This window comes from Roseomonas indoligenes (assembly GCF_017813365.1).
GTDB classification, from domain to species: domain Bacteria; phylum Pseudomonadota; class Alphaproteobacteria; order Acetobacterales; family Acetobacteraceae; genus Roseomonas; species Roseomonas indoligenes.
This window is the reverse complement of the sequence record NZ_JAGIZA010000008.1, coordinates 97,427-118,613: the sequence shown is the minus strand read 5'-3', so window position 1 is coordinate 118,613 and position 21,187 is coordinate 97,427. Positions and strand designations below refer to the sequence as shown.

General features: G+C 67.9%; 25 protein-coding genes and 1 pseudogene. 15 read left to right on the top strand and 11 right to left on the bottom strand.

Annotation, left to right across the window (positions count from 1 at the left end; translation table 11 throughout):
• Positions 1 to 4: 4 nt before the first annotated feature.
• The 3 genes from J5Y10_RS14595 to J5Y10_RS14590 all read right to left on the bottom strand — a co-directional run bounded on the left by J5Y10_RS14595 (position 5) and on the right by J5Y10_RS14590 (position 4,010).
• Positions 5 to 1,171, bottom strand: a complete 1,167-nt coding sequence (locus J5Y10_RS14595) for an aminotransferase (protein WP_209374756.1) — start codon at positions 1,169 to 1,171, stop codon at positions 5 to 7.
• A gap of 84 nt (positions 1,172 to 1,255) precedes the next feature.
• Positions 1,256 to 1,390: a hypothetical protein gene (locus tag J5Y10_RS28470; RefSeq protein ID WP_280855210.1), complete on the bottom strand. Its 135-nt coding sequence runs from the start codon at positions 1,388 to 1,390 to the stop codon at positions 1,256 to 1,258.
• A 109-nt stretch (positions 1,391 to 1,499) separates the two neighbouring features.
• On the bottom strand, positions 1,500 to 4,010 hold the full coding sequence (locus J5Y10_RS14590) for a polysaccharide biosynthesis/export family protein (protein ID WP_245214719.1): 2,511 nt from the start codon (positions 4,008 to 4,010) through the stop codon (positions 1,500 to 1,502).
• 72 nt (positions 4,011 to 4,082) lie between these two features.
• Here J5Y10_RS14590 and J5Y10_RS14585 point away from each other — a divergent pair, with 72 nt between their 5' ends.
• From J5Y10_RS14585 to J5Y10_RS14575, 3 genes are all read left to right on the top strand, one after another.
• A complete protein-coding gene (locus J5Y10_RS14585) occupies positions 4,083 to 5,348 on the top strand; it encodes a tyrosine-type recombinase/integrase (protein ID WP_342452923.1) in 1,266 nt (421 codons plus the stop codon).
• 987 nt (positions 5,349 to 6,335) lie between these two features.
• Positions 6,336 to 6,605 carry a hypothetical protein gene (locus J5Y10_RS14580; RefSeq protein WP_209374754.1) on the top strand — a complete coding sequence of 90 codons (270 nt, stop codon included), beginning with the start codon at positions 6,336 to 6,338 and terminating at the stop codon, positions 6,603 to 6,605.
• Between the two features lie 302 nt (positions 6,606 to 6,907).
• Positions 6,908 to 7,285, top strand: a complete 378-nt coding sequence (locus J5Y10_RS14575) for a hypothetical protein (RefSeq protein WP_209374753.1) — start codon at positions 6,908 to 6,910, stop codon at positions 7,283 to 7,285.
• Between the two features lie 45 nt (positions 7,286 to 7,330).
• Here J5Y10_RS14575 and J5Y10_RS28905 read toward each other — a convergent pair.
• Positions 7,331 to 7,450, bottom strand: a pseudogene (locus J5Y10_RS28905) (excalibur calcium-binding domain-containing protein); the annotation flags it as partial.
• A gap of 396 nt (positions 7,451 to 7,846) precedes the next feature.
• On the opposite strand from J5Y10_RS28905, the gene J5Y10_RS14565 reads away from it, so the two are divergent.
• Positions 7,847 to 8,248, top strand: a complete 402-nt coding sequence (locus tag J5Y10_RS14565) for a host attachment family protein (protein ID WP_209374752.1) — start codon at positions 7,847 to 7,849, stop codon at positions 8,246 to 8,248.
• Positions 8,249 to 8,928: 680 nt separating this feature from the next.
• Here the strand turns inward: J5Y10_RS14565 and J5Y10_RS14560 are convergent.
• From J5Y10_RS14560 to J5Y10_RS14530, 7 genes are all read right to left on the bottom strand, one after another.
• Positions 8,929 to 9,330: a hypothetical protein gene (locus J5Y10_RS14560; RefSeq protein WP_209374751.1), complete on the bottom strand. Its 402-nt coding sequence runs from the start codon at positions 9,328 to 9,330 to the stop codon at positions 8,929 to 8,931.
• A gap of 238 nt (positions 9,331 to 9,568) precedes the next feature.
• Positions 9,569 to 9,730 carry a hypothetical protein gene (locus J5Y10_RS14555; RefSeq protein ID WP_209374750.1) on the bottom strand — a complete coding sequence of 54 codons (162 nt, stop codon included), beginning with the start codon at positions 9,728 to 9,730 and terminating at the stop codon, positions 9,569 to 9,571.
• A gap of 524 nt (positions 9,731 to 10,254) precedes the next feature.
• Complete coding sequence (locus tag J5Y10_RS14550) at positions 10,255 to 10,695, bottom strand: DUF4823 domain-containing protein (RefSeq protein ID WP_209374749.1); 441 nt, start codon at positions 10,693 to 10,695, stop codon at positions 10,255 to 10,257.
• Positions 10,696 to 11,310: 615 nt separating this feature from the next.
• Entirely contained in the window at positions 11,311 to 11,550 is a 240-nt protein-coding gene (locus J5Y10_RS14545; protein ID WP_209374748.1) for a hypothetical protein, read from the bottom strand.
• A gap of 33 nt (positions 11,551 to 11,583) precedes the next feature.
• Positions 11,584 to 12,144, bottom strand: a complete 561-nt coding sequence (locus J5Y10_RS14540; protein WP_342452928.1) for a DUF2569 family protein — start codon at positions 12,142 to 12,144, stop codon at positions 11,584 to 11,586.
• A gap of 272 nt (positions 12,145 to 12,416) precedes the next feature.
• Positions 12,417 to 12,614, bottom strand: a complete 198-nt coding sequence (locus J5Y10_RS14535) for a hypothetical protein (RefSeq protein WP_209374746.1) — start codon at positions 12,612 to 12,614, stop codon at positions 12,417 to 12,419.
• Between the two features lie 654 nt (positions 12,615 to 13,268).
• Positions 13,269 to 13,430, bottom strand: a complete 162-nt coding sequence (locus tag J5Y10_RS14530; RefSeq protein ID WP_209374745.1) for a hypothetical protein — start codon at positions 13,428 to 13,430, stop codon at positions 13,269 to 13,271.
• Positions 13,431 to 13,663: 233 nt separating this feature from the next.
• On the opposite strand from J5Y10_RS14530, the gene J5Y10_RS14525 reads away from it, so the two are divergent.
• The 11 genes from J5Y10_RS14525 to J5Y10_RS14475 all read left to right on the top strand — a co-directional run bounded on the left by J5Y10_RS14525 (position 13,664) and on the right by J5Y10_RS14475 (position 21,136).
• Positions 13,664 to 13,981 carry a hypothetical protein gene (locus J5Y10_RS14525; RefSeq protein WP_209374744.1) on the top strand — a complete coding sequence of 106 codons (318 nt, stop codon included), beginning with the start codon at positions 13,664 to 13,666 and terminating at the stop codon, positions 13,979 to 13,981.
• Positions 13,978 to 14,205 (top strand): hypothetical protein, encoded by a 228-nt coding sequence (locus J5Y10_RS14520; RefSeq protein WP_209374743.1) that lies wholly within the window; start codon positions 13,978 to 13,980, stop codon positions 14,203 to 14,205. Before J5Y10_RS14525 ends, J5Y10_RS14520 begins: the two co-directional genes overlap by 4 nt.
• A complete protein-coding gene (locus J5Y10_RS14515) occupies positions 14,202 to 14,690 on the top strand; it encodes a hypothetical protein (RefSeq protein WP_209374742.1) in 489 nt (162 codons plus the stop codon). Before J5Y10_RS14520 ends, J5Y10_RS14515 begins: the two co-directional genes overlap by 4 nt.
• A 362-nt stretch (positions 14,691 to 15,052) precedes the next feature.
• Positions 15,053 to 15,631 (top strand): hypothetical protein, encoded by a 579-nt coding sequence (locus tag J5Y10_RS14510; protein ID WP_209374741.1) that lies wholly within the window; start codon positions 15,053 to 15,055, stop codon positions 15,629 to 15,631.
• Positions 15,632 to 15,729: 98 nt separating this feature from the next.
• Positions 15,730 to 15,936 (top strand): MerR family transcriptional regulator, encoded by a 207-nt coding sequence (locus J5Y10_RS14505; protein ID WP_209374740.1) that lies wholly within the window; start codon positions 15,730 to 15,732, stop codon positions 15,934 to 15,936.
• Between the two features lie 145 nt (positions 15,937 to 16,081).
• Positions 16,082 to 16,312 (top strand): hypothetical protein, encoded by a 231-nt coding sequence (locus J5Y10_RS14500; protein ID WP_209374739.1) that lies wholly within the window; start codon positions 16,082 to 16,084, stop codon positions 16,310 to 16,312.
• Positions 16,309 to 17,319: a hypothetical protein gene (locus tag J5Y10_RS14495; protein ID WP_209374738.1), complete on the top strand. Its 1,011-nt coding sequence runs from the start codon at positions 16,309 to 16,311 to the stop codon at positions 17,317 to 17,319. Before J5Y10_RS14500 ends, J5Y10_RS14495 begins: the two co-directional genes overlap by 4 nt.
• Positions 17,319 to 19,370 (top strand): DUF927 domain-containing protein, encoded by a 2,052-nt coding sequence (locus tag J5Y10_RS14490; protein ID WP_209374737.1) that lies wholly within the window; start codon positions 17,319 to 17,321, stop codon positions 19,368 to 19,370. The genes J5Y10_RS14495 and J5Y10_RS14490 overlap by 1 nt, the downstream gene beginning before the upstream one ends.
• Positions 19,367 to 19,582, top strand: coding sequence for a hypothetical protein (locus J5Y10_RS14485; protein WP_209374736.1), 216 nt, complete (start codon positions 19,367 to 19,369; stop codon positions 19,580 to 19,582). The genes J5Y10_RS14490 and J5Y10_RS14485 overlap by 4 nt, the downstream gene beginning before the upstream one ends.
• Complete coding sequence (locus J5Y10_RS14480; protein WP_209374735.1) at positions 19,572 to 20,816, top strand: phage baseplate assembly protein; 1,245 nt, start codon at positions 19,572 to 19,574, stop codon at positions 20,814 to 20,816. The genes J5Y10_RS14485 and J5Y10_RS14480 overlap by 11 nt, the downstream gene beginning before the upstream one ends.
• A gap of 44 nt (positions 20,817 to 20,860) precedes the next feature.
• Positions 20,861 to 21,136, top strand: coding sequence for a hypothetical protein (locus tag J5Y10_RS14475; protein WP_209374734.1), 276 nt, complete (start codon positions 20,861 to 20,863; stop codon positions 21,134 to 21,136).
• The last annotated feature ends 51 nt before the right edge of the window (positions 21,137 to 21,187 follow it).

Below are 21,187 nucleotides of genomic sequence, written 5' to 3'. Positions count from 1 at the left end.
CTGATCAGGGCGTCGCCGCCCGCAGCCGCTCCTCCATCGCCACGATCCCCGCCTCGTCCACATTGGCGAAGGCGATCCGCAGATGCGCCTCCTCCCCGGCGAAGGCGGGGCCGGGCAGGCACATCAGCCCGTGCTTCGTCGCCAGTTCCTCCGCCACGCGCCAGGCGGAGGTCTCGCCGAAGGGGTGGCGGACATAGGCGAAGTAGGCGCCCAGCGCTTCCAGGTCCCAGCCCGGCAGACGGTCGAAGGCGGCGCGCACCGTCTCGATCCTCTCCTGCGTCGCCGCGCGCTTCTCCGCGCGCCAGTCGTCCAGCGCGTCCAGCCCCCAGGTCAGCGCGGCCTGCCCGGCGCGGGCGGCGCAGATCTGCACGCAGTCCATCACCTTGCCGAGTTCCGGCATCAGCGCGGTGGGGGCGCCGATCGCGCCCAGCCGGTGGCCGGGCACGGCGAAGGACTTGGAGAAGCTGTAGAGCTGGAGGAGGTTCTCCGGCCACTCCTCGACCGCGAGCAGCCCGTGCGGCCGGTCCTGCCCGACTGGCAGGAAGTCGCGGTAGGTCTCGTCCAGCACCAGCCAGATGCCGCGCTCCCGGCACAGATCGTGGAAGCGCGCGATCACCTCGGGCGGGTAGATCGCGCCCGTGGGGTTGTTCGGCGTGACGAGGACGATCGCGCGCACCCGCTCGTCGATCAGGGCGGCCGCCTCCTCCGGATCCGGCACGAAGCCGCGCCCGGAGCGGCAGGGCAGCGGGCGCGGCTCCACGCCGAGCATGTCCAGCACCATGCGGTGGTTGAAGTACCAGGGCGTGGGCAGCAGCACCGCGTCGCCGCGGCCCGCCAGCGCCATCATGGCCACGAAATAGGCCTGGTTGCAGCCGGCGGTGATGGCGACCTCCGCCGCGCCGATCCGCCCGCCATAGGCGCGGTTGAGATCGCCCGCATAGGCCTGCCGCAGCGTCGCATTGCCCATGATGGGGCCGTAGGAGGCCGTGGCGGGATCGCCCGCGGCAATCGCCAGCCGCTCCAGCATTCCCGGCGCGGGCGGGTAGGAGGGCACGGCCTGGCACATGTTCAGCAGCGGCCCGCCACCGCCGTTGTAGAGGCTGCCCCAGCGCTGGATTTCCGGGATGGGCGGGCTGCCCGTATCGAGCAGGAGCGGGTTCGGCGACGGCATCCCCGATGCTCTCGGCAAAAAGCCGGGGCGGCGCAAGAATGCCCGCGCGCAACAAACCGACAGCGCGCGGGGAAAGCGCCGTGCCTAGTTCCGCTTTCGGTGCAGCGGGAAGGGCCACTCGAAGACGTGCTCCACGACGAGGAAGAGCACCACCAGCGCAAGGGCGACGAGCGCGAAGGTGAGGTTCGGGCCGCGGAACGTGTGCAGGGCGGTTTGCATCTGGTCCTCCCGTTCTCGGTTGGCGCGGCATCCGGTCGCGTCCGCGCCCGGGAAGCCTTGCACGAACCTTACGTCCCCGTCATCTCCTATCCATCTTTCGTGATCGTCCTTAGCGCCCCTGCCGCGAGATCACCGCCAGCGCCGCGGAGCTGATGGAGATCTGCCCGAGGACCGACGTCAGGTCCCGGATGAAGCCCCAGGTCTCATAGGGAGAGGGATCCTGCGGCACGACGACGAGGCTGCCCGGCGGCACCGGCGGCCCGCCCGCCTGCCAGCTGCCAAGCCCCGCCGGCACGCTCTGCCCATTGGGCAGCACGATGAAGGCGCGGGAGATGTCGGCGAAGCGCTGCTCCCCGCCCGCCCCGCGCACGTACTGGCTGGCCTTCCAGCCCGTGGCGAATTGCAGGCTGCCCGGGTTCAGCACGGCGCCGACCACCGTCACCTCGTTCGGGCGCTTGGGCATCACGATCAGGTCGCCCGGCTCCAGCAGCACGTCGAGTTCGGGGCGGGAGGCGAGCACGACGGGGTTCGCCTCCACCACCATCCGCCCCGCCGCCCGCGCGTCCCGCAGGGTGGAGGCGAGCGCCTGGCCGGCATTGATCGCCCCGCCCAGGTCCAGGCTGCCCTGCCGGCTGCCCGCCACCGCCTGCCCGGCCGCCACTTGGATCAGGCTCGTCTCCAGTTCCCGCGCCGTGCGCTGGAAACCCTCCTGCTGGCGCTGCCGCACGCTCTCGCGCGTGAAGACCGCGCCGTAGGGATAGGCCTGCTGTGTCAGCCCGCCGGCGCGGGCCAGAAGCTCGGACAACCGCTCCCCGCGGCGGATGTCGTAGGTGCCGGGGCGCAGGAACTCGCCCACCAGGGAGACCGGGCCCGTGTCGCGGTCCCCGAAGCCGAGCGGCACGCGAACGGCGTCGCGCGGGGAGAGGCGCACGGCCGCGAAGTTGCGGCTCCGCAGGTCCAGCAACGTGCGGGAGAGCGGGATGGCGCCCGCATTCTCCAGCGGCTCCCGCGCGAACTCCACGGAGGAGAGGTCGGCCGTCTCCGCCGCGCCGCCCGCCGCCGCCAGCACGCTGTCCAGCCCCGTATCGTCGAGCACGGGGTAGAGGCCGGGCAGCCGCACCTCCCCCGCCAGCAGCACGGACTGGTCCAGCAGGAAAGGCAGCAACGCCGGGTAGTCCACGAAGAGCTGCGGGCAGCCCGGCGTGCCGATATCCGGGAAGCCCGCGCTGCGCGCATGGGCGAAGCGCAGCGGGGAGGAGCGGGCGGCGATGGCCAGCGCCGTCAGCGCCGGGCAGTCCGGCCCCAGGGCCACCGGCATCGGCGTCGTGCCCACGGCGGCCGTGGCCGGCACGGTGGACACCGCGGTGGCAGGGCTTCCGCCGCCCGGCATTCCCGGCGCCGTTCCCGGCATTGTCCCAGGCATCGCTCCGGGCACGGGCGCATTGGCCGCCCCCTGCCCTACATCGCCCTTCAGCGCCCTCTGCACGGCGGGGGAGGCCAGCCACAGCACGTCCGTCTGGGAGAGGAGGATCACCTCGTCCCCCTCGCGCAGGGGCAGCTCCGCCGCCCCGTTCATCACCCGCCCGAGGTCGAAGCCGATGAAGCGCCGCACCCGCGTGCGCTCGTCCTGCCGCCAGACCACGCCCATGCGGACATAGGGGTCCGGCCGGATCACCCGCGGGTCCGCCAGCAGCGCCCGCAGCCCCGCCCCGCCGCGCGCGCCCACGCCGCGCATCACCGGCGCCACGACGTGCCCGGCCAGGCGCAGCCCGCCGGAGACTGCGTCCACGCCAGGGGAGACCGTGACGGCATCGCCCCGCCGCACCGGCGATCCAGGCGCCAGCTCCGCCAGCGCCCGCCGCCCGCCGGCATCCGTGCCGATGGAGAGGAAGCGGTTCCCCACCGGCCGCAGCGCCCCGCCCGCCAGCGCCAGGAGGGAATGGAGCGGCGCCGCGCCCGCCCCGGCCGGCAGTTCGTAGATGGCAGGGCGCGTCACGTCCCCCGCCAGGGCCACCACCCCGCCCAGGGGCGGCACCACCACCCGCTCCCCCTCGCGCAGCGACAGGTCCGGGCTGCCCGGCGTGCCGGCGATGGCGGCGTAGAGGTCCACCACCCGCGCCCCGCCCGGCCCCTCCACCCGCACGGCGCGCAGGCTGCCCGTGCGGCGGATGCCCCCCGCCGCCCCCAGCGCATCGAGGAGGGAGGCAATGGCGGGCAGCGGCACCAGCCCCGGCCGCACCACCTCCCCCGCCACGAAGATCGCGATCTGCCGGGTCTGCCCGAGCGAGACATAGGCCTCGGACCCGCCCAGCTCCCGCGCGACCCGCGCCTCGATATCGGCGCGCAGGTCGCGCAGCGAGCGTCCGGCGGCAGGGAAGGGCGGGATGTCCGGCATGGGCAGCAGGCCGTCCCGCCCCACCCGCAGGGTGTAGGACTGGCGGGTTCGGCCGCGGATGGCGATCACCACCTCGTCGTCGCGCCCCAGCACGTAGCTGTCGGGCAGGGCACCCACGAGCCCGGGCGCGGAACTCTGCGGGGCGCCGAGGTTGCGGAAGGTGTCGTAGCCGAACTGCTGTCCAGGACTGTCCGCAGTCGTCCAGAAATCCCCATTTGACTGCAAAGGCTTAGAGGGTGACTGTCCGGGGGCGTTCGGCGGTGTCCGGCCAAATCCGGCTCTCTCTTGTGGGCTGGTATGTGGGCCTGGATCTGTGGGCTGGAGGATGGGATGGCGGGGAAGCTAACCGCACTGAAGATCAAAGCCCTGACTTCCCCCGGCCGCTACGGCGACGGTGGAGGCCTTTGGCTGCAGGTCCGCGATGCCGATCACCGCTCTTGGCTCTTCCGGTACACCCTCCACGGCCGGGCCCGGGAGATGGGTTTGGGTCCCTTCCCAGATGTCTCGCTGGCCGACGCCAGGCAGCAAGCGCAGACGCAGCGCGCCCTGCTGCGGGCTGGGGTGGATCCGCTGGCTCGCCGGCAGGAGGAGAAGGCAGCCGCTGCAGCCGAGGCCAAGAAGAAGACCCTGACCTTCAAGGAGGTGGCCCAGCGCTACCACGCAGCCCACCAGGCAGGTTGGCGCAACGAGAAGCACCGCCACCAGTGGGCGACCCAGATGGAGGCCTACGTCTACCCCGTTTTTGGGAAGATGCCGGTTGATCGAGTGGGCACCGCCGAGGTGATGAAGGCGCTGGAGCCTATCTGGCATGAGAAGAGCCAGACCGCGGTGGTCCAGCGGGGGCGGATCGAGGCTGTCCTAGACTACGCCAAGGCCCGGGAGTGGCGTTTGGGCGAGAACCCAGCCCGATGGCGTGGGCACCTCGCGAAGCTTCTCCCGCCGCGAAGCCGCATCACCAAGACGGAGCACCACGCCGCTCTCCCTTGGGCCGAGGTGGGCGACTTCATGGAGCAGGTCCGCGCTTCTCCTGACTTGGCCGCCCGGGCCCTGGAGTTCCTGATCCTCACCGCTGTCCGGACGAACGAGGCCATGGGTGCCGAGTGGACCGAGATCAACACTACCAAGGCGCTGTGGGTGATCCCGGCCGAGCGGATGAAGGGGAAAAAGGAGCACCGAGTTCCGCTCTCCGCTCCAGCCCTCGCCCTCCTGGACCGGATCCGGTCAGAGCAGGGAGAGGTGGGTCGCTACGTCTTCCCCAGCCCCCGGGGCAAGAAGCCGCTGTCCACCCGGGCCTGCGCAGTATTGCTGGGCCGGATGAAGCGGACCGACTTCACCGTCCATGGCTTCCGATCGACCTTCCGAGACTGGGTGGCCGAGCGGACCAGCTTCCCGCGGGAGATCGGGGAGATGGCCCTGGCGCACACCGTCGGCTCTGCGGTGGAACGGGCCTACCAGCGGAGCGAGCTGCTGGTGAAGCGGGCCCAGCTCATGGAGGCATGGGGGCGGTTCTGCGGGCAGCCATCCGGGAAGGGAGAGGTCGTACCGATCCGAGGTCAGGGGTAACCTCCCCTATCCTCACACACGCGCTCCATACCTGTCTCTTCCTGAGTGCTGCCGGGCATTCGATCTGCAACAGCCTTGCCGAACCGAGCTGCGGTTTGACGTGGATTAGGGCCCTGTCCCGACCTCCTCGGGCAGTTCCGTCAACTGATGTCGGATTGTCCAAAGCGAGACCAATTTCGCCAAGAGGAGGCTCCGGTTCTCTTGGTTCTGGGGCTTGTCTACAAAGTCCAGGGCCGCGTCGATAAGCAAGAGCTGCAGAGCAATAGGCTCTTTCTTAGAATTCCGCATGGTAGTGCCCCCGCCGCGGCAAGACACAGCCTGCCTTCTGCGGCGGGCAGATGGTGAGCACTCGTGGCGAGTGCTGGGCAGGACCATGGTACTTGGTGTTTATGTGGTGGCGCCCTGCCACAATCGAATTCCGCCTAGCGGATGAGCGCCCAGCGCTCCCCTCCAACGCAGAGAGGCCGGCACCCCGAGGCGTGCTGCCCAGGGTACCGGCCTCTCTTTCCGCTCCGCACAGCGGCACGGGTCGGGCGGGCTTCTACCTAGGACAAGGGGAAAGTTCCAGCACAATCGCAACCATCCCGTGCAAGTCGCTGGCCAAGCTTTCGGCCGGGGTCCAGCCCTGCCCGACAAGCTGGCGCCGGCGATCCGAACCATCATTTTCATCCCCACCTTCTGACTTCGGGTCGGACAGGTCGGACAGGTCGGACTAGCCTTATTTTCCGGGGTTAAACCGCTGTCCGACCTGGATGGTGGTGGTCGGACAGGTCGGACAGGACCGTCGGGCAAACATCATTTCTGTCCCCACCCTCTGATTTCCGGTCGGGACGGTCGTGGCGGTCGGGACAGCCTTGTTCTGCTGGGCTTTTCGGGTCTCGACCTGTCGGGACAGCGTCGGGACGGTCGGGACAGGGGATTGCCCAGGCGCTGCAGCGATGGAACGATTGCAAGAGGACATCACGCCTCAATGGTCAGGAGAGCCTGTTGCCACTGCCGCCTGACCCCCTCGTCGGTAGCCCGGATCCGTCGAGCGCACGGATTGCCCCCACCGAGAACCTGACCCACCCCACTTATGGCGAAATCGGCCTCTGGGTCCTGAAGGCCATGGGCGAGGCGCCGTCGCCTGGCACGGTTGGGCGGATGGAGCTGCTGCGGATCTGGGACGTGCTCGGCCGGGACGCGCGCAAGGAACTGGTCAACGCAGGGCGGGTGCTGCTGGCGCGGGAGATGGGTGGGGCGGGCGATGGAGAATAACCCAGACGACCCCCGAGCAGACGTCAAGGATCTGCACGAAGAAGTCGATTTCGTACACTTCCTGAACAGGAAGGGGCTTCCTCGGCCCTGCCCGGCTTGCGGTCAAAGTGATTGGTCAGTGCCAGCACCTTCCAAGCTCGGGAACAGGGCTGGGATTTCGCTATTTGGCATTAATTCTAGCGACGATGTGCCTCGCGCGAACTTTCCTGTTTACACTCTCCTTTGCAACAACTGCGGGTACTTCATGCAGTTCGCTTGGCACGCTGTGGAAAGGGACAAGGACGCCCTGAAGGAGCCTGATAATGGCTGACCCATTCCGCGTCATCGAAGGCGGACTGGGTGAGGCCGGTTTGCGGCTTGAAAACAAGCACGGTGGGGGCAATTCTGGAGGGATGGATCCCTTAGCTGCCAGGGTCGACGCATTAGACAAGCGGGTTGATCGGATTGAGACGCGCCTCGACAAGTTGGAGGACCGGCTCCGGGGAGTGGAGACCGGCATCGGTGAGATCAAAGGCAAGCTGGACGGCATCGCGTCCCAGATCGGCACCCTAGAGCGCACGACCGGGCAGATGATCGCAAAACTGCCCAGCTGGTGGCAAATGCCTACCGTCGTCGGCGGAACGGCAGCCGTTGTGATCTTGCTGCTAGCCCTGGCCAAGAAGTACGGGCTGACCTTCTAGGCCCAGGGCTTTCGCCCTAACCGGCGGGGCTTCTGCTTCCTGGCATCAGGTAAGGCGCCGGCAGCTTACCGTTCCAGTCGATACCGACCGACACAGCGTCTCACACGGCACCCCGTCCCCATCCCCATCCAGCCGCGACAGCCCGCACTGGCTGAGGTGGAAGCGTGCTTCGCCGCAGCGCTCCGTCGTGTTGCCGCCGTGTTGCCTCTAGCCGCGTTCATCTCGGGATGTCGAACGTCATAGCTGTGGCAGACCAGACGTTCGTCGCCCTTCGCAAGGCAGGCCGACCAGTTCCCGGACGCGAACGGATCTTCCACGCCGTCACGCCGTACTGCCGCCCCGCCCTTTGCGCCGAAGAGCCTGGCAACGGGTCGGGATGGGAGGAGCCGCCCCACCATGAGGTGACCTGCAGGAAATGCCTGAAGCGCCTTGAAAGGCTCCGGCAGAGCAAAGCAGCCCGCGTCAGGTGAGAGCAGCCCAGGCGAACCGCCTTTTCATCTCCTCCGGCGTTGCACCCCGGCAGCAGGGCAATGCCCCGCCGCTTTCATTAGGAGGCGCCACATGGCCCACAACATCCCTCACAACGCCCTCGTTCTCGTCGCCGATGGGGCCAAGGCGATCCTGTTCCGCAATGCTGGCCAAGGCGGTGATGTTAACCTGCACGAAGAGCGCCGCCTGACCCTGTCCGACTTCAGCAACGACGGCCCGTCCGGCTCTCAGGGCCAGGAGGCATCTCCGAACGACACCGACGAGGCTACCTTCGGCAAGAAGCTCGCCCAAACCCTTCAGACAAGGCGCGCGGCGAACGACTACGACGCCCTCGTAATCATCGCCGATCCTCAGACACTCGGAGAGATCCGGAAGGTCATGCACAAGACGGTCGAGGCCAGCGTCGTGCACACGATTGCCAAGGACCTGACTAACCACGCCGCTGGAGACATCGCAGCCGCACTGGTGAAGTGATGAGGCGGGCGCGGAGGAGGCCTACGGTTGTTCCGCGCCCCTACCCTCCTGCCGTACCCCGTGATGGTCACCCTGCCCGCTACAGAGGCAGTCCCTCGTAGCCGCCCGGCAGCGGAAACGGATAGGCCGCGAGGTACGCCCCCGCACCTAAGCCCGCCGCCAGGACCAGAAGGGGGCCGCCGACGGCCAGCCACGCCCACCGGGAACCCCGGCTCTGCAGTGTCCAAGCTGCTACAGCACCCACGAAGGCTAGGGCCGCTGGGGCGATCGACATCAGCACGCCGACGATCGACACTCCACCCGCATCATCGCGTCGGGCCGTGGCCAGGTCGTCTTGGAAAAAGTAGCTCAGGAGCACCTGGGCAATGCTCCCCAGGAGCAGCAGCAGGCAAATCGCCCCGGTCACTGCGCGATCGTCTTTCTCCGTCAGCACACCCTGCCCCGTCCCGCACGCCCTTGGCGTAGGCGCGCCGCTCCCCGAAGAACTGTCCGGCACCGATGAACCCCCCGCCCACGAACAACGTGAGCAGAGCCCAGCCCAAATGTTCTGAGCCCCAGAGATGTCCAGTCGTGATCAGAAGGGTCGCACCCACCCAGTTCGCAAGCTTGGCAGGCCATGTTGGCGGGAGCGACGAGGTGGGGAGGACAGTTGATAGTCGTGGCCCCACGTCGCTCACCCGCTATTCCTTCCACAGCGTTTCTGCAGGCACCACGCCCGCACGGCGCGGCACCCTCTCCGTCTCCTGATCGGTGAGCAGCAACGCGCCAAAGCCGATCATCAGGACCGACCACCACTGCATCGCCAAGCCGCAGAAGCGGTGCGGAGCTGGGCCGGACGCGTCTTGTGCACGGGTCTGCACAAGAAGCTCGCGCGCAGATTGCCGGTTCCACCACACGCCGAGCGGCAGGGTCAGCGCCCCGACGAGCACGAACCCGGCCGAAAAAGGCCACGGGCCTAAGGTGCCGAGGCCGGCACCAGGCGCCCTGGCAAAGAATGCGATGACCAGACCGACAACAATCGCTGCGATGCCAAAGAACGGGACAAGTCTGCCTCGCCCTGACCAGGATACCCAGAAGATCAACGCCCGCCCCCCTCCTGAACCTTCAGCAGCCGCACCTCTGCCCCGCCCCCATTCTCCGCGACGAGCTCGATGCCGGCCGTCTCCAGGGCTGCTTGCATCGCGGCAATGGTCGTCGGTCGTACCTTGAAGGCACCTTTCTCGAAGTTCCTGACTGTAGACGCGCAGGTGGCCGACTTGATTGCCAGCCGCTGCTGGGGCCAGCCAAGTAGCTCCCGCGCAGCGCGACACTGTTCTGGTGTCACGTGCCGTTCTCGTCGATGGGATGGTTCGAGCCGGTCGTGGTTACGCCGCCCTGGAAGTTGTCCAATCGGGCCCCGGCCACACTCGCCAAGCATACTCCGGGCCCGCCGCCGTCTGCATCGATGAACTCGACGCCCGCGACTTCCAGAGCGGCCTTCATGGCTGCAATCGTCTGCGATTTTACCTTGTGAGCCCGTATTTCAAAACGCCGTACAGTGTTAGCGGAAGTATCTGACCTTACAGCAAGCCGCTGTTGCCGCCAGCCAAGCAGCGCTCGCGCAGCACGGCACTGCTCCGGCGTCACGTCGCGTCCTCGTCGACGGGAGGGTTCGAGCCGGGACTAGTGACGCCGCCCTGGACGGTGGCCGATCGGTCCTGGGCCGCAGTCGCCAGGCGCACTCCGGGCCCGCCACCATTCGCTTCGATGAACTCGACGCCAGCCGTCTTCACGAGGGCAGCTTCCCGCCATTCGCCACGCACGCATCAATCAATCGCTGCCGCTCATTCCTGCTGCGCGAGAGCGAACCTGGCGCGTAGCGGCGATCCACCTCCTGTCGGCACTGGAGTTCCACTGGAGACGGCGGCGGCCGCTCTTGGGCGGAGGCGTTGGCCCAAACTCCGAGCAACATGACGCCCAGGACGCCCAGTCGCGTCATGGTACTTCCTCCAGCGCAGTTCCCCTGCCTAGAACAAGCTTGCTGCGTAAGCATTCATGGGCTCCGGCAAGAGGTCCTGCGGGTGGTCACCACCGAAGGTGAACCAGGTGCTGCGTCCCTGGATGCTGGTCCGATTGACCACGGCGCCCGTCTTCGCGTCGTAGATTGTCAGCAGGACCTCGGCGCGATCCGGCAGGCCGGACCATTCAGTGGCCCTGTCCTCCCAGTGCGCGATAACCGGAACGAGGACCAGATCCGCACCGACAGCACGCCCGGACATCAGGGCAGCATCTACACCCTCCATAGCCTGCCCGCGGTCCACTCGACCGAGACGCTGCTGAAAGGCCGACTGCGCGAAGCGGGCAACTGTCTGGCCCGAGCCCGGGTAGAGTTCGCTCCCATACCGGCCGTCCTCGGGGACCGATACGTAGAGCCGCGCGGCCGGGCTGAGCGAGTTCCCTGAGGTCATAAGGGGGACGGTCTCCCTGCTCCCACATCCCGCCAAGACCAGCCCCACGACCCCCAGCACAGCCCCACGCATAGCCCGTTCCCCTCGGTGACGCCGAAACGATGCATCCTGCAGGGTCTGGCGTGAAGTCCTGTGCAGGGAGCTACTTTCTCAGCCTTACCCTGCCTCGCCCCGGCCTCCGCGATGAACTCGACGCCCGAAGGCAATCTGGCTTATGTCCCGAACAGGTAAGCCTGCCGTGGGAGCGCCCGTTCCACCTCACTAGCCTGAGCCTTCGTCTCGCATGCCATCGTGCGATACTCGATGACGTTCAGGTGCTCCAAGACGAAGGTGCGCTTGCTGCTGTTGTTCCGTCCCTTACACCCCAACGGCTCAGGCAGAAGCGACGCCATCCGAGCGCAGACGTTGCTACCAATGCCGAAGAGGACCGGCTGTAAAGTGTCACGCCGGCGGAGATCGTAAACACCAGGCCCGAAGGGCGCCATCAGCAGCTCGCCACAGCGAGGATCCGGAAAGGGATGCCAGTCGGTCCAGCTGCCCATCATTTCTAAGCCTTCCTCAGCTTAATTCCTGCCCCGCCCCCATTCTTGGCGATCAACTCAACCCAAGCGACCTCTAGGGGCGAAACCGCCCCTTCTCGCACCAGAAGCGGGTTTTCACGCCCGGCTGCGCCATGAACAGCTCTGCACCAAGCCGGCAGTTCTCGCCATTGTAGGCATCGCCGTCAGCGGCATCGAAGGTGGCGATATGGATCCGTGCATTGGGATGGCCAGGAGATGAGCGATAGAGGGTGTGCTGGCCACTGTCGTCGCACCCCATAAGGATGGCAGTGACGAGTAGCGGCAGCGCCTGCACGCCACGGCGTCGAACCGGTGTCACTGAGTGACCTCACCGCACACAGGTGATCGCCACCCGTCGGGAACGCCGGACGTACATGAGCCAAGCGGCGATGATTAAAGTACCGGCAACCCACTGGCCGACGAACTGCGCATCAACCGATGTCATGACAGCTCCGACGGTGACTGGCACCGCGTACCACACGTTTAGAAAGAGGTATCCAAGAAGGAGCGATAAGGGAGGGATAAGCACCACAGACGCGGCTAAGTAGTGGAAGGCGGCCAGAAATCGGCGTGACTGACGTGTTAGCAACCACGCCGTATAGACGAGCAAAACCAGGCCGAGCCCACCAATCACGGCATCGGCGACGGAAAGCAGGGGAAACTGCTTCGCCACCGTCGGATCTTGATCGGCAAAGCTCTTCGCGAACTCCACGAGCGATCGGAGGCTGCCGACCCAAAGGGCGACGTTCAGGAAAGCGAGCCACCCACGCAGCCCAGGCTTCAGCCCCGTCCCCGGTGGTTCCTCCGCTCTTTGACGCTGCTGAGTGAACCAGATGGCTAGGCTAATTATGCCGAGGACGAGAGCTAGCGGGATAAATTGCGCAACCACAGCCACGATCTACACCTGCACAATGGATACGAAACGATACGCCGAAGTCCGCGAGCACGTAACTGCGCCCTCTTCAGCAGAAACCCCAGCCCCGCCTCCGTTCTCAGCGATGAACTCGACGCCGCCAGCCTCTAGCGGCAAAACCGCCCCTTGCTGCGTGGCTACATTCGGCTTGGTCGGGGCTGTACTGCCGGTAGATGCTGTTGGTGATCGTCGAAAGGTGGGCAACAGGTTTACACATAAGAATGCGTGAGATCCAAAGAACAGGGCTGTCAGCTGACGTCCTCCCGGCGTGAGGCCGATCTGTAGAGGAATATACCTGCGCCGAGCCAGAATAGGCCGCTGCCGAGGCCGAGCACGGTGATCCAGAGCAGCTTCAGCGTGCCAATCGGCTGGTGGGTCTCTGTGTCCCGGATCGGTACTCCGAAACCGAGAGATGCGATCGTGAAGGCGAGGACCCCAAGGATCATCAGAGAGGCCATACTTATCCAGCAGCAGGCGATGACGCGCCTCAGCCATGACGGGCCGTGAAGCCTGCGGCGAAACTGCCTGAGTGTGTGAGGCGGCCAATCCACAGCTACAATCTTGTTTCAGTAGGGGAACAGACGCAAGGCCGGACTGGGTAGGTCGTCAGTTCCGCAGGCACTTCGCCGACCTATCCGGCGCTGAACTCGCCGCCGACGCCTTCGAGGGCGGTGCGGATGGCCTGGACAGTTTTCGGCTTCAATGGACGAGCTTAAGTATCGAAGGCTCTCACCGGGCTGCCGCTACGACCTGAACGGACGCCCAGTCACTGCAGGTTTCAGCCGAGAATTTCCCGGGCAGTGCGGCACTGCTCTGGTATCACTCGATCACGCCCCCGAGCCCAGGAAGTCTACCGTTCGGGCCAAAACGGCGTGTCGCTCATGGCGCGCCCTTCCTGAGCAGCACGCCAGGCGCTTGCCCTCCTATAAACTCCACACCCGCGCTTTCGAGAGCAGCTTCAAGCCTGGAAACAGCTTCTGGCTCAACCCTCTCGCCTCTTTCGAACCTCTCGACCACGGCCACAGTTACCAGCGCCAACGCGGCGAGCTTCTTTAGGTCCCAGGCTAAGCCGGTCCGTGCCGAGCGGCATTGTCCGGGCGTCATTCGGCTGCCTGCGCCAAGTAGCCCTTCTCGCGGAGCCACATCGACAGGATCCGCTCCACCAAGTTGGACACGCTGCGATCATCTTCGGCAGCTGCCACGGTAAGTGCCTCTCGAACTTCCGGGCTTACCCGAAGCGCCAGCATCGCTGACTTCGCCATACTTACACCTGCTTACATTTCACTTGACTGGGCCACTTGCACTGTAAGAAGATGTAAGCGGCCGAGCAAGGAGTTTGCACCTCCGCGCCCGGCCTAACCGCAACCGCGATGCTGGAGGCAACGCGACTATGGCTACTCACGCCCATATCACGCCCGGCGCCCTGCCCAGAAGAGTTCATGCTGACCTGGCGCACGACCCGAGAAGAAGACCCCTCCCCTTCGCTGCTACCGTCATGACCCCGAAGCTCCGCGTCGAGATGGGTAGGAAGGCGGAGGAACTGCTGGACGAGGCGCGCGCTGCCATGGATGGCGCGGCCTACCTGATCGGCTTCCTGGACGCGGCCGATCGCCCCGTCATGGACCTGGAGCCGGACTGCGATGGCGAGGATGAGCCTGAGGAGGCAAGCGCCCAGCCCGTCACCCTCGCCCCTGACCGTGTGTGCGATACCGTACATCGCCCCACCCGCCGCCAGATGGTCGCCGCTTACCGCCGTGTAGGCGCTCCAGTGCCGGCGAACCTGCGCGGCCTGTTCGGGAGGGCCTGGGCATGAGCGGGGAGGCCTTCGCTAAGCTCGACGAGAAGCTGATGGAGATCGAGCTCGGCGTGCGCGCCATCGACTTCCTCGCCACCATTACCGTCCAAGCCCACGACCCGCTTGAGCGCGAGAGATCCGGCCTGTGCATCCAGTGGGTGGCCGAGCGGCTGCTCCCCATGATCAACGAGGCGGCGCACTTCGCGGAAGATCACAGCCGCGGCCGGGGGGCCGGAACATGACCCGACGCGCCCCCCCGAACCGCCGCGCGCTCCTGTCAGGGGCGAGCAGCGCGGCGCTCCTGCTGGCTGCCCCGGCCGCCGGGTCCACCAAGGCCACCGAGTTGGACGGCGAGCTGATTGCCCTGCTGGACGAGGCGCGCGAGACGCGGCTCAACCCCGACGCTGAGACGGTCGCCTACCTCAACGCGGATCCGGTATTCGCCGTGCCGCCGGAGGAGGGGATGCTGGCCCTCGCGGCTGCGCTCCCCGCCAGAACCCCGGAAGGCCTGAGAAGAAAGGCCGAGGCGGTAGCGGACTGGTTGGCCGGCGGCGACCGCGCGAACGGCCTCATCCACCTCAACCGCGACGGGGATGCCCTGGTGGCCTGGAGCCTGCTCCGCGACCTGCTGGGGGCGGAGACGCTGCCTGAGGCCCGTCCGCGCGCGCCGCTGACACCTGCGATCCTGGCTGCCGCGCGCGCTGCTCAGCGGGGAGGCGTGGCATGACCGGCTTCCTCCCACTTTGGCTGGCAGCTCCAGGCCTCGCTCTCTCCGCTGGTGTGACGGTGGTTACGATCGGCGCCGGGTCGCGTGTTCCGCGCTGGCTGGTTCCGGGCGCGGCGGTCCTGGTCCTGGGCACGTTCGGCCGATGAGGCAGGCCCAGGACACGGCATCCATCCTCTCCTCCGGCGCCACCTATCGGGTGCTGGAAGGGGTGCTGGACGATGGTGGGCCGGGCCGCGGCGTGATCGCCGCGCTCCGGCCTGCTACACTCGGCATTGGCAGGGCGGGGGTGGCCACCCTTTGCGCCGGGACCTCCGCCCCGGCCGCCCTGCCGCTCACACGCGGGGTGTGCTGCGGAGTGCCAAGTGGATACAGGAGAGCCGGCTCTGCCGCCGGGTGGTGCGGACAAAGCCGCGCAGCTGACCGAGTTGCGGCGCGTTGCGAACCTCACAGGCAACAACCTTGCTGTATGGCAAGCACTAGCGCTCCTCCTTGGGGGGCGTGGTGCCTGGGAGGCATACGACCCGGCAACAGTGAAGGACGAGCAGACCGTCCAGATCCCTGCTTGGTGCGCGCAATACTTGCTGGAATGCGCTCTCAACGTTGGCGAACTCGCGGACAAGTATTTCGATCGTCATATCGCTCGCGGTCGGGCGTCCGAAGGGCTGAGCGCGAGGGACACGCTGGAACTGCTTCCACGTGCGCTCGGATTGACCGGCAGTGGCTGGAACGCATTCAAGCGCGCGGTCTCAACATGGGAGAGCTTGGAGGACTGGCGCATGTTTCGCGAGGCGAAGGCGCGCGGTCTGACCTCTACGGAAGGCGTAGAGGAAGTAAGGCGTTTTCGTGGTCTGGGGAATGGGCCTCGGGATCATCGTGCTGCAGCGAGGCGGATTGCCAACGGACGCAAGCTTACCGAACAGCTGACACAACCTCACCCCTAGGTTTTGTCAGGACCAAACCTTCCCGCGAGCATCCGTCGTTATGGGCGAAGGCACGAAGTCTCAAGTTCGCACCCGTCCACAGCAGCACGGGTCGAACCATGAAGACGCGTAGTTCACCGGAGAAGATCGCGTTCACCGTCGCCGAAGCCGTGGCCAGCACGGGCATCGGCCGGACGCGGATCTTTGAGTTGATCAAGGAAGGCCAGCTGGAGGCGCGTAAGCTGGGCAGCAAGACGCTGATCCCGGCGCCGTCTCTCCGCTCACTGGTGGATGGGCTGCCCATCGCCCGCCGGACCGCCGCCTAGAAACGCAAAACCCGCCACGGCGGGGACCGGGCGGGCTGCGGGAAATCTACGCTACTGGATCGGGACACTACGCACCCCGCATGTAGCGCATCGCACGCCGGCTTTCCAGTCCTTTCCGTGGTCCCCGCCGATGGAGACCACCACCATGCAGAAGACCACCCGGATCAAGCGCCGCCGCGTGAAGGCCGCGCCCACGATCTATGCGCCGATCAGGCTTATGCATTTGCCTGCCGCACTGCATGACGACGGCGAGCCGCGCGTGATGCTGGAGGTGCCGCCTGGTCCTGGCAGCATCACCCGCCGCCCGATGCTCCGCGCCTTTGCCACCATCGCCGCCGCCCTCGCTGCCAAGGCCGAGATGGAGGGCCGGCATTGATCGACAGCCTCACCATCCTCCGCAGCCGCGGCCGGCGCCTGGCGAAGCTGATCCGCGCCGGCGGCGACGTCGAGGGTTACGACCGCGCCCGCCTCTACGACATGCACACACTCCGGTTCGGCGACCTGGAAGGGCTGCGCGACCACCTGGCCGCCCTCGCCCACCGTCCCGAGCACTGCGTCGTGCGCGGCGCAATAGTGGATCCGTCGCACGCCAAGGGTGTCCGGCGCCTGGTTCACCCCGACAAGGAGACGGGCGAGGTGCCGACGCTGACCGACGCGCCCCGCCTGTGGGTGGCGCTGGACTGCGACGGCATTCCCGCACCGGAGGACATGGACCGCCGCGATCTGGAGGCCTGCGGCATCCTGGCCCGGCTGACGATGCCCGACGCCTTTCACAGCGTCGCCTGCATCGTCCAGGCCACCGCTGGCCACGCAATCAAGCCCGGTCTCCGCCTTCGCCTCTGGTTCCTGCTGGAGCGGCCGCTCACCGGCATCGAGTGCCAGCGCTGGCTGCGCGGGGTGCCGGGGGTGGACCCAAGTACCCTCCGCGCCGCGCAGGTCACCTACACGGCCGCGCCCCTCTTCGTGGACATGCTGGATCCGCTGCCGCGTCGCCTGGCGATGCTGCCCGGACTGGACGCGGTGCCCTGCCCCACGGAGGAGGAACTGCAGCCACCTTCCCGCCCTCCCGCCAACGAGAACCGCACGCGCAACGCCGCCAGCACGGGCAGCAGTGACCGCTACGTCCGCACCGCGCTGATGCGGGCCTGCAGCAACATCGCGACGGCGCCGGTGGACAGCCGGCACCCGACCGCAGTGTCTGAGGCCTGGGGGCTGGCCCGGTTCGTGGTGGCCGGACTGATGACCGCCGACGAGGTGATCCGCGCCGTGGACGGGGCGCTGGAGCAGGCCGGGAAACCCAAGGGCGAAGGGGCGAAGATCGCGGCCTGGGCCGTGTCGCAGCGAACCGACAGCGGCAACCTGCCCACCGGAGGGCGCGAGTGATGGACGCGCGCATGGACGAGGACACCGCGTTCCAGGGCTTCGCGAGCGCCGCGAGCGATGCGTCGGAGGAGAGCAGCAACACCTCTCGCGCCGACATCGCCCTGGAGGTGGTTCGCCTAACCGGGCTGTCCGAGCCCGACTACCAGCAGCAGCGGAAGGCCGCGGCGCGCGATTGCGGCCTGTCCCTCGCCGCCCTCGACAAGCTGGTGAGGGCCGAGCGCGCCCGCCGGCGCCGAGAGGACGCCACCACCACCCGCCGCAAGGCACCGCCAGAGCCCGGCGAGGTGCGCTGGCCGCACGGCTTCGACATGGAGCGGGACGGGCTCTACGCCGACCAGGGCGAGGCGGGGTCCGTCTGGCTCTGCGCACCGCTGGAGGTGCTGGGCGAGGGGCGGGACGCCGCCGGCGAGGGCTGGGGCCTATGGCTGCGGTGGAAGGACCGCGACGGGCGGATCCACACCTGGCCCATGCCGGCCCGCCTGCTGGTCACCGCGCCCGGCGAGCTGGAGGCGGCGCTGCTGGAGCGGGGACTGCGGGTTTCGCCCAACCCCGCCGCCCGCATGCTGCTGCGCGAGGCCCTGGGCGGCGTCCAGGCCGGCTCCCGGGTCACGCTGGTGTCGCGGGCCGGCTGGCACGCGGTGGGCACCGATGAGGCCGCCTACATCCTGCCCGACGGTGCGGTGATCGGTGCCACGGCCGAGACGCTGGTGATGAAGGCACCACCCGAGAACGCGGTGCAGATGGTCGCGCAGGCCGGCACGCTGGACGGGTGGAAGGTGGAGGTGGCCGCGCCCGCTGCCGGTAACCCGATGGCCGCCTTCCTCCTCGCCGCTGCCTTTGCCGGGCCGCTGCTGGACGCCTGCGGGGAACCGTCCGGCGGGTTCCACATCACCGGCCGCAGCAAGGTCGGGAAGACCCTGGCGCTGCGTCTCGCCCTCTCCGTCTGGGGGCCTCCGGTGAAGGGGGCGATGCTGCGGGACTGGCGGAGCACGGCGAACGGGCTGGAGGGCGCGGCCGAGGAGGCCGGCGACGGGGTGCTCGGGCTGGACGAGCTGCATCAGGCCGACCCGCGGGAGGTGGCCTCCGCCTGCTACATGCTGGCGAACGAAAGCGGCAAGGGTCGCATGCGGCGCGACACCACGGCGCAGCGCCGCCGCACCTGGCGGACCTTCATCCTCAGCACGGGCGAGCTCGACATCGCCACCGTCGTCTCCCGCACGGGGCAGTCTCTCCCGGCTGGGGCCGAGGTGCGGCTCCCCTCCATCAGCGTAGACGGCGGCACCTCCTGGCCCGCGCTGCACGGGCGCGCGACGCTTGGCGAGCTGATGACCGACCTGCACGCCGCAGTGCGCCGGCACCACGGGCATGCCGCGCGGGCCTTCGTCGCGAAGCTGGCTGAGGTGCGGCGCGACGACGCGGCAGGGCTGTCCGAGGCCGCGATTGCCATGCGGGAGCGGGTCCTCGCCATCCTGCCAGCGGATGCGGATCCGCAGGTTCGGGACGTAGCACGGCGCTGCGCCCTGGTGGCCCTGGCCGGCGAGCTCGCCACCCTCTGGGACATCCTGCCCTGGCCGGAGGACGAGGCCTTCCGCGCGGCGGCGGCGATGCTGGCGCGGTGGGTGGAGAAGCGCGGTGGCGGCGGCGCGACTGAGGAGACGCAGCACGTCCGGGCGGTGCGGTTGTTCCTGACAGAGCATGGCGCGTCACGCTTCGTCGGCATCCACTTTGAGCGCGGCCTGAACAGCAGCGGCTGGGTTGAGAGCCACCCGGAAAGGCCGGTCATCAAACGGGCTGGCTGGCGGCGCCGGCAGGCCGATGGGCGCGACGAATACCTGATCTCCCCCGAAGTCTGGCGCGAGCTCTGCCGGGAGGCGGGCGTGGATCCGACCGAGGCAGCGCGGACGCTCCGGGCCGAGGGGTTCCTCAGCGCCGGCGAAGACAAGAACCTGGCCCGGCGCGAGACCATCCCCGGCGTGGGCCGCCCCCGCGTCTACGTCATCAAGGCTGATCTCATCGGGGATCCAGAGACAGCGAAGGGCAGTCTGCCATGAGCACGGACGCGTCCCGCACGCTCTCTGCCCTTGCTGCCCGCTGGAAGGCTGAGACGAACCACGACGCAGGCGAGGCAGCAGCGATGGCCGAGCACTACGCCGCGCCGGTTGGCCCGGACCTGCCCCACCCCGATCCCCTCACCGTCGGCTTGGTCCGCGGCTTCCACGCGCATCGCGCATCTGTCTTGAAGGAGCACGAGCATGCCGAGTGACACGGCCACATTCGCGGTGCCAGAGGTTGCGGTGACGGCCTCCGCCACCAATGACCTCCCCCTACCGCCTCCGCCGGCGCCCGGGGCGGCCGTTGATCCGGATGACCTCTCCCTGATCGTGAACGGCCGCATCTGGAGCGGCTGGGACGGCATCGCCGTTACCCGCAGCTGCGAGCGTCTGCCTTCGGTCTTCAGCCTGAGCCTGACGCAGCGCTTCCCGGGGGAGGCGGACCTGTCGTTCATGCCGGGTGACCCCTGCATCGTCCGGCTGGGCAAGGACCCCGTCATCACCGGCCGCATTGACCGGCACCAGCCGGCCATCGACGCGCGCAGCCACACGGTCCAGGTGACCGGGCGCAGCAAGTGCCGGGAACTGGTGGACTGTGCTGCGGTCATCCCCGGCTGGCAGATCAACGCCAAGACGGTGAAGGGCATCGCCGAGGCGCTCGCCGAATTCTACGACATCACGGTTTCCGGCGATGACGGGCCGCTGGTGCCGCAGCTAAACCTCATCCCGGGCGAGACGCCGTTCTCGGTCATCGATCGCCTCTGCCGCTTCGGCAAGCTGCTGTCCTACGACGACCCGGACGGGAACCTTGTTCTCTCCCCCGTCGGCACCGAGAAGCATGCGAGCGGCGTGCGGGAGCGCGTGAACGTCCTTGCGGCCACCACCACCCTCGCGGCCGACCAGCGCTACAGCGAATACTGGGTCTATCTGCAGAGCACGGCGGGCCTGTTCACGCAGCTCTCCCTGGCCACCGGCGGCAACGGCATGCTGCCGCCGTCCGGGCTGGCGAAGGATGAGGGTGTGCCCAATAAGCGGGTCCTCGTAATCCTCATGGAGCACGCCGGCCCGAACGACACGAAGGAGATCGCCCAAGCTCGCGCCGAGTGGGAGGCGTCCCGCCGCCGTGGTCGCAGCGAGGCAATCCGGGTGCGGGTGGACAGCTGGCGGGACAAGGCCGGTGAGCTCTGGCAGCCGAACAAGCGCATCCCCGTGCATGTGCCGTCCTGCAAGGTCTCCGAGGCCGAATGGATCATCGGCGAGGTGACGTACCGGCGCGGCCTCCAGGGCACGACAGCGGATCTGACCCTGATGCCGCCGTCGGCATTCGATCCCGTCTACGACCCGTATCTGCCAATGAACTACCAGCTCATGGCGGCGGAACGGGAGTACGAGCGCAACCGCCTTGAGGTGGAGGGTGCGCAACGCCGCTCGGAACTCGGCCAGTAGCGCGCTCGGCTCACCAGGCACGCCACCAGACAAGGAGACGAACCATGTCACCCTTCACCCTCATTCCTGAGACCGTCGGTTCGCCGCAGCCACAGCCGGCGCCAAGCGCCCGAGCCGCTGTCGAACTTCGCGACTGGCTGCTGGGATCCTTCCCGCAGGTCGGCATCTGGCGTGACGGGATCCCGGTCACCGAGGCGGAGCTCGCGCACCTCGCCGCGATGGAGCGCCAGGGGCCTGAGCAGCACGGGACCGCCGTGACGGCCGACGCTCCGCTCCTCCCACCGCCCGCGCCGCCGCTCCGCGTCGTGACGCGGCGCTGACCACCACCCCTTTCACCGAGGCCGCGCATCCCGCGCGCGCCGAATAGAGGA

Bases quoted from the DNA above. Each gene is read 5' to 3' on its own strand.
- J5Y10_RS14595 (WP_209374756.1), bottom strand. From the start codon at position 1,171: ATGCCGTCGCCGAACCCGCTCCTGCTCGATACGGGCAGCCCGCCCATC.
- J5Y10_RS28470 (WP_280855210.1), bottom strand. From the start codon at position 1,390: ATGCAAACCGCCCTGCACACGTTCCGCGGCCCGAACCTCACCTTCGCG.
- J5Y10_RS14520 (WP_209374743.1), top strand. From the start codon at position 13,978: ATGAGCGGGGAGGCCTTCGCTAAGCTCGACGAGAAGCTGATGGAGATC.
- J5Y10_RS14475 (WP_209374734.1), top strand. From the start codon at position 20,861: ATGTCACCCTTCACCCTCATTCCTGAGACCGTCGGTTCGCCGCAGCCA.
- J5Y10_RS14575 (WP_209374753.1), top strand. From the start codon at position 6,908: ATGGCTGACCCATTCCGCGTCATCGAAGGCGGACTGGGTGAGGCCGGT.
- J5Y10_RS14535 (WP_209374746.1), bottom strand. From the start codon at position 12,614: ATGATCCTTGGGGTCCTCGCCTTCACGATCGCATCTCTCGGTTTCGGA.
- J5Y10_RS14565 (WP_209374752.1), top strand. From the start codon at position 7,847: ATGGCCCACAACATCCCTCACAACGCCCTCGTTCTCGTCGCCGATGGG.
- J5Y10_RS14525 (WP_209374744.1), top strand. From the start codon at position 13,664: ATGACCCCGAAGCTCCGCGTCGAGATGGGTAGGAAGGCGGAGGAACTG.
- J5Y10_RS14480 (WP_209374735.1), top strand. From the start codon at position 19,572: ATGCCGAGTGACACGGCCACATTCGCGGTGCCAGAGGTTGCGGTGACG.
- J5Y10_RS14485 (WP_209374736.1), top strand. From the start codon at position 19,367: ATGAGCACGGACGCGTCCCGCACGCTCTCTGCCCTTGCTGCCCGCTGG.
- J5Y10_RS14585 (WP_342452923.1), top strand. From the start codon at position 4,083: ATGTGGGCCTGGATCTGTGGGCTGGAGGATGGGATGGCGGGGAAGCTA.
- J5Y10_RS14490 (WP_209374737.1), top strand. From the start codon at position 17,319: ATGGACGCGCGCATGGACGAGGACACCGCGTTCCAGGGCTTCGCGAGC.
- J5Y10_RS14555 (WP_209374750.1), bottom strand. From the start codon at position 9,730: ATGAAGGCCGCTCTGGAAGTCGCGGGCGTCGAGTTCATCGATGCAGAC.
- J5Y10_RS14530 (WP_209374745.1), bottom strand. From the start codon at position 13,430: ATGGCGAAGTCAGCGATGCTGGCGCTTCGGGTAAGCCCGGAAGTTCGA.
- J5Y10_RS14515 (WP_209374742.1), top strand. From the start codon at position 14,202: ATGACCCGACGCGCCCCCCCGAACCGCCGCGCGCTCCTGTCAGGGGCG.
- J5Y10_RS14550 (WP_209374749.1), bottom strand. From the start codon at position 10,695: ATGACCTCAGGGAACTCGCTCAGCCCGGCCGCGCGGCTCTACGTATCG.
- J5Y10_RS14500 (WP_209374739.1), top strand. From the start codon at position 16,082: ATGCAGAAGACCACCCGGATCAAGCGCCGCCGCGTGAAGGCCGCGCCC.
- J5Y10_RS14505 (WP_209374740.1), top strand. From the start codon at position 15,730: ATGAAGACGCGTAGTTCACCGGAGAAGATCGCGTTCACCGTCGCCGAA.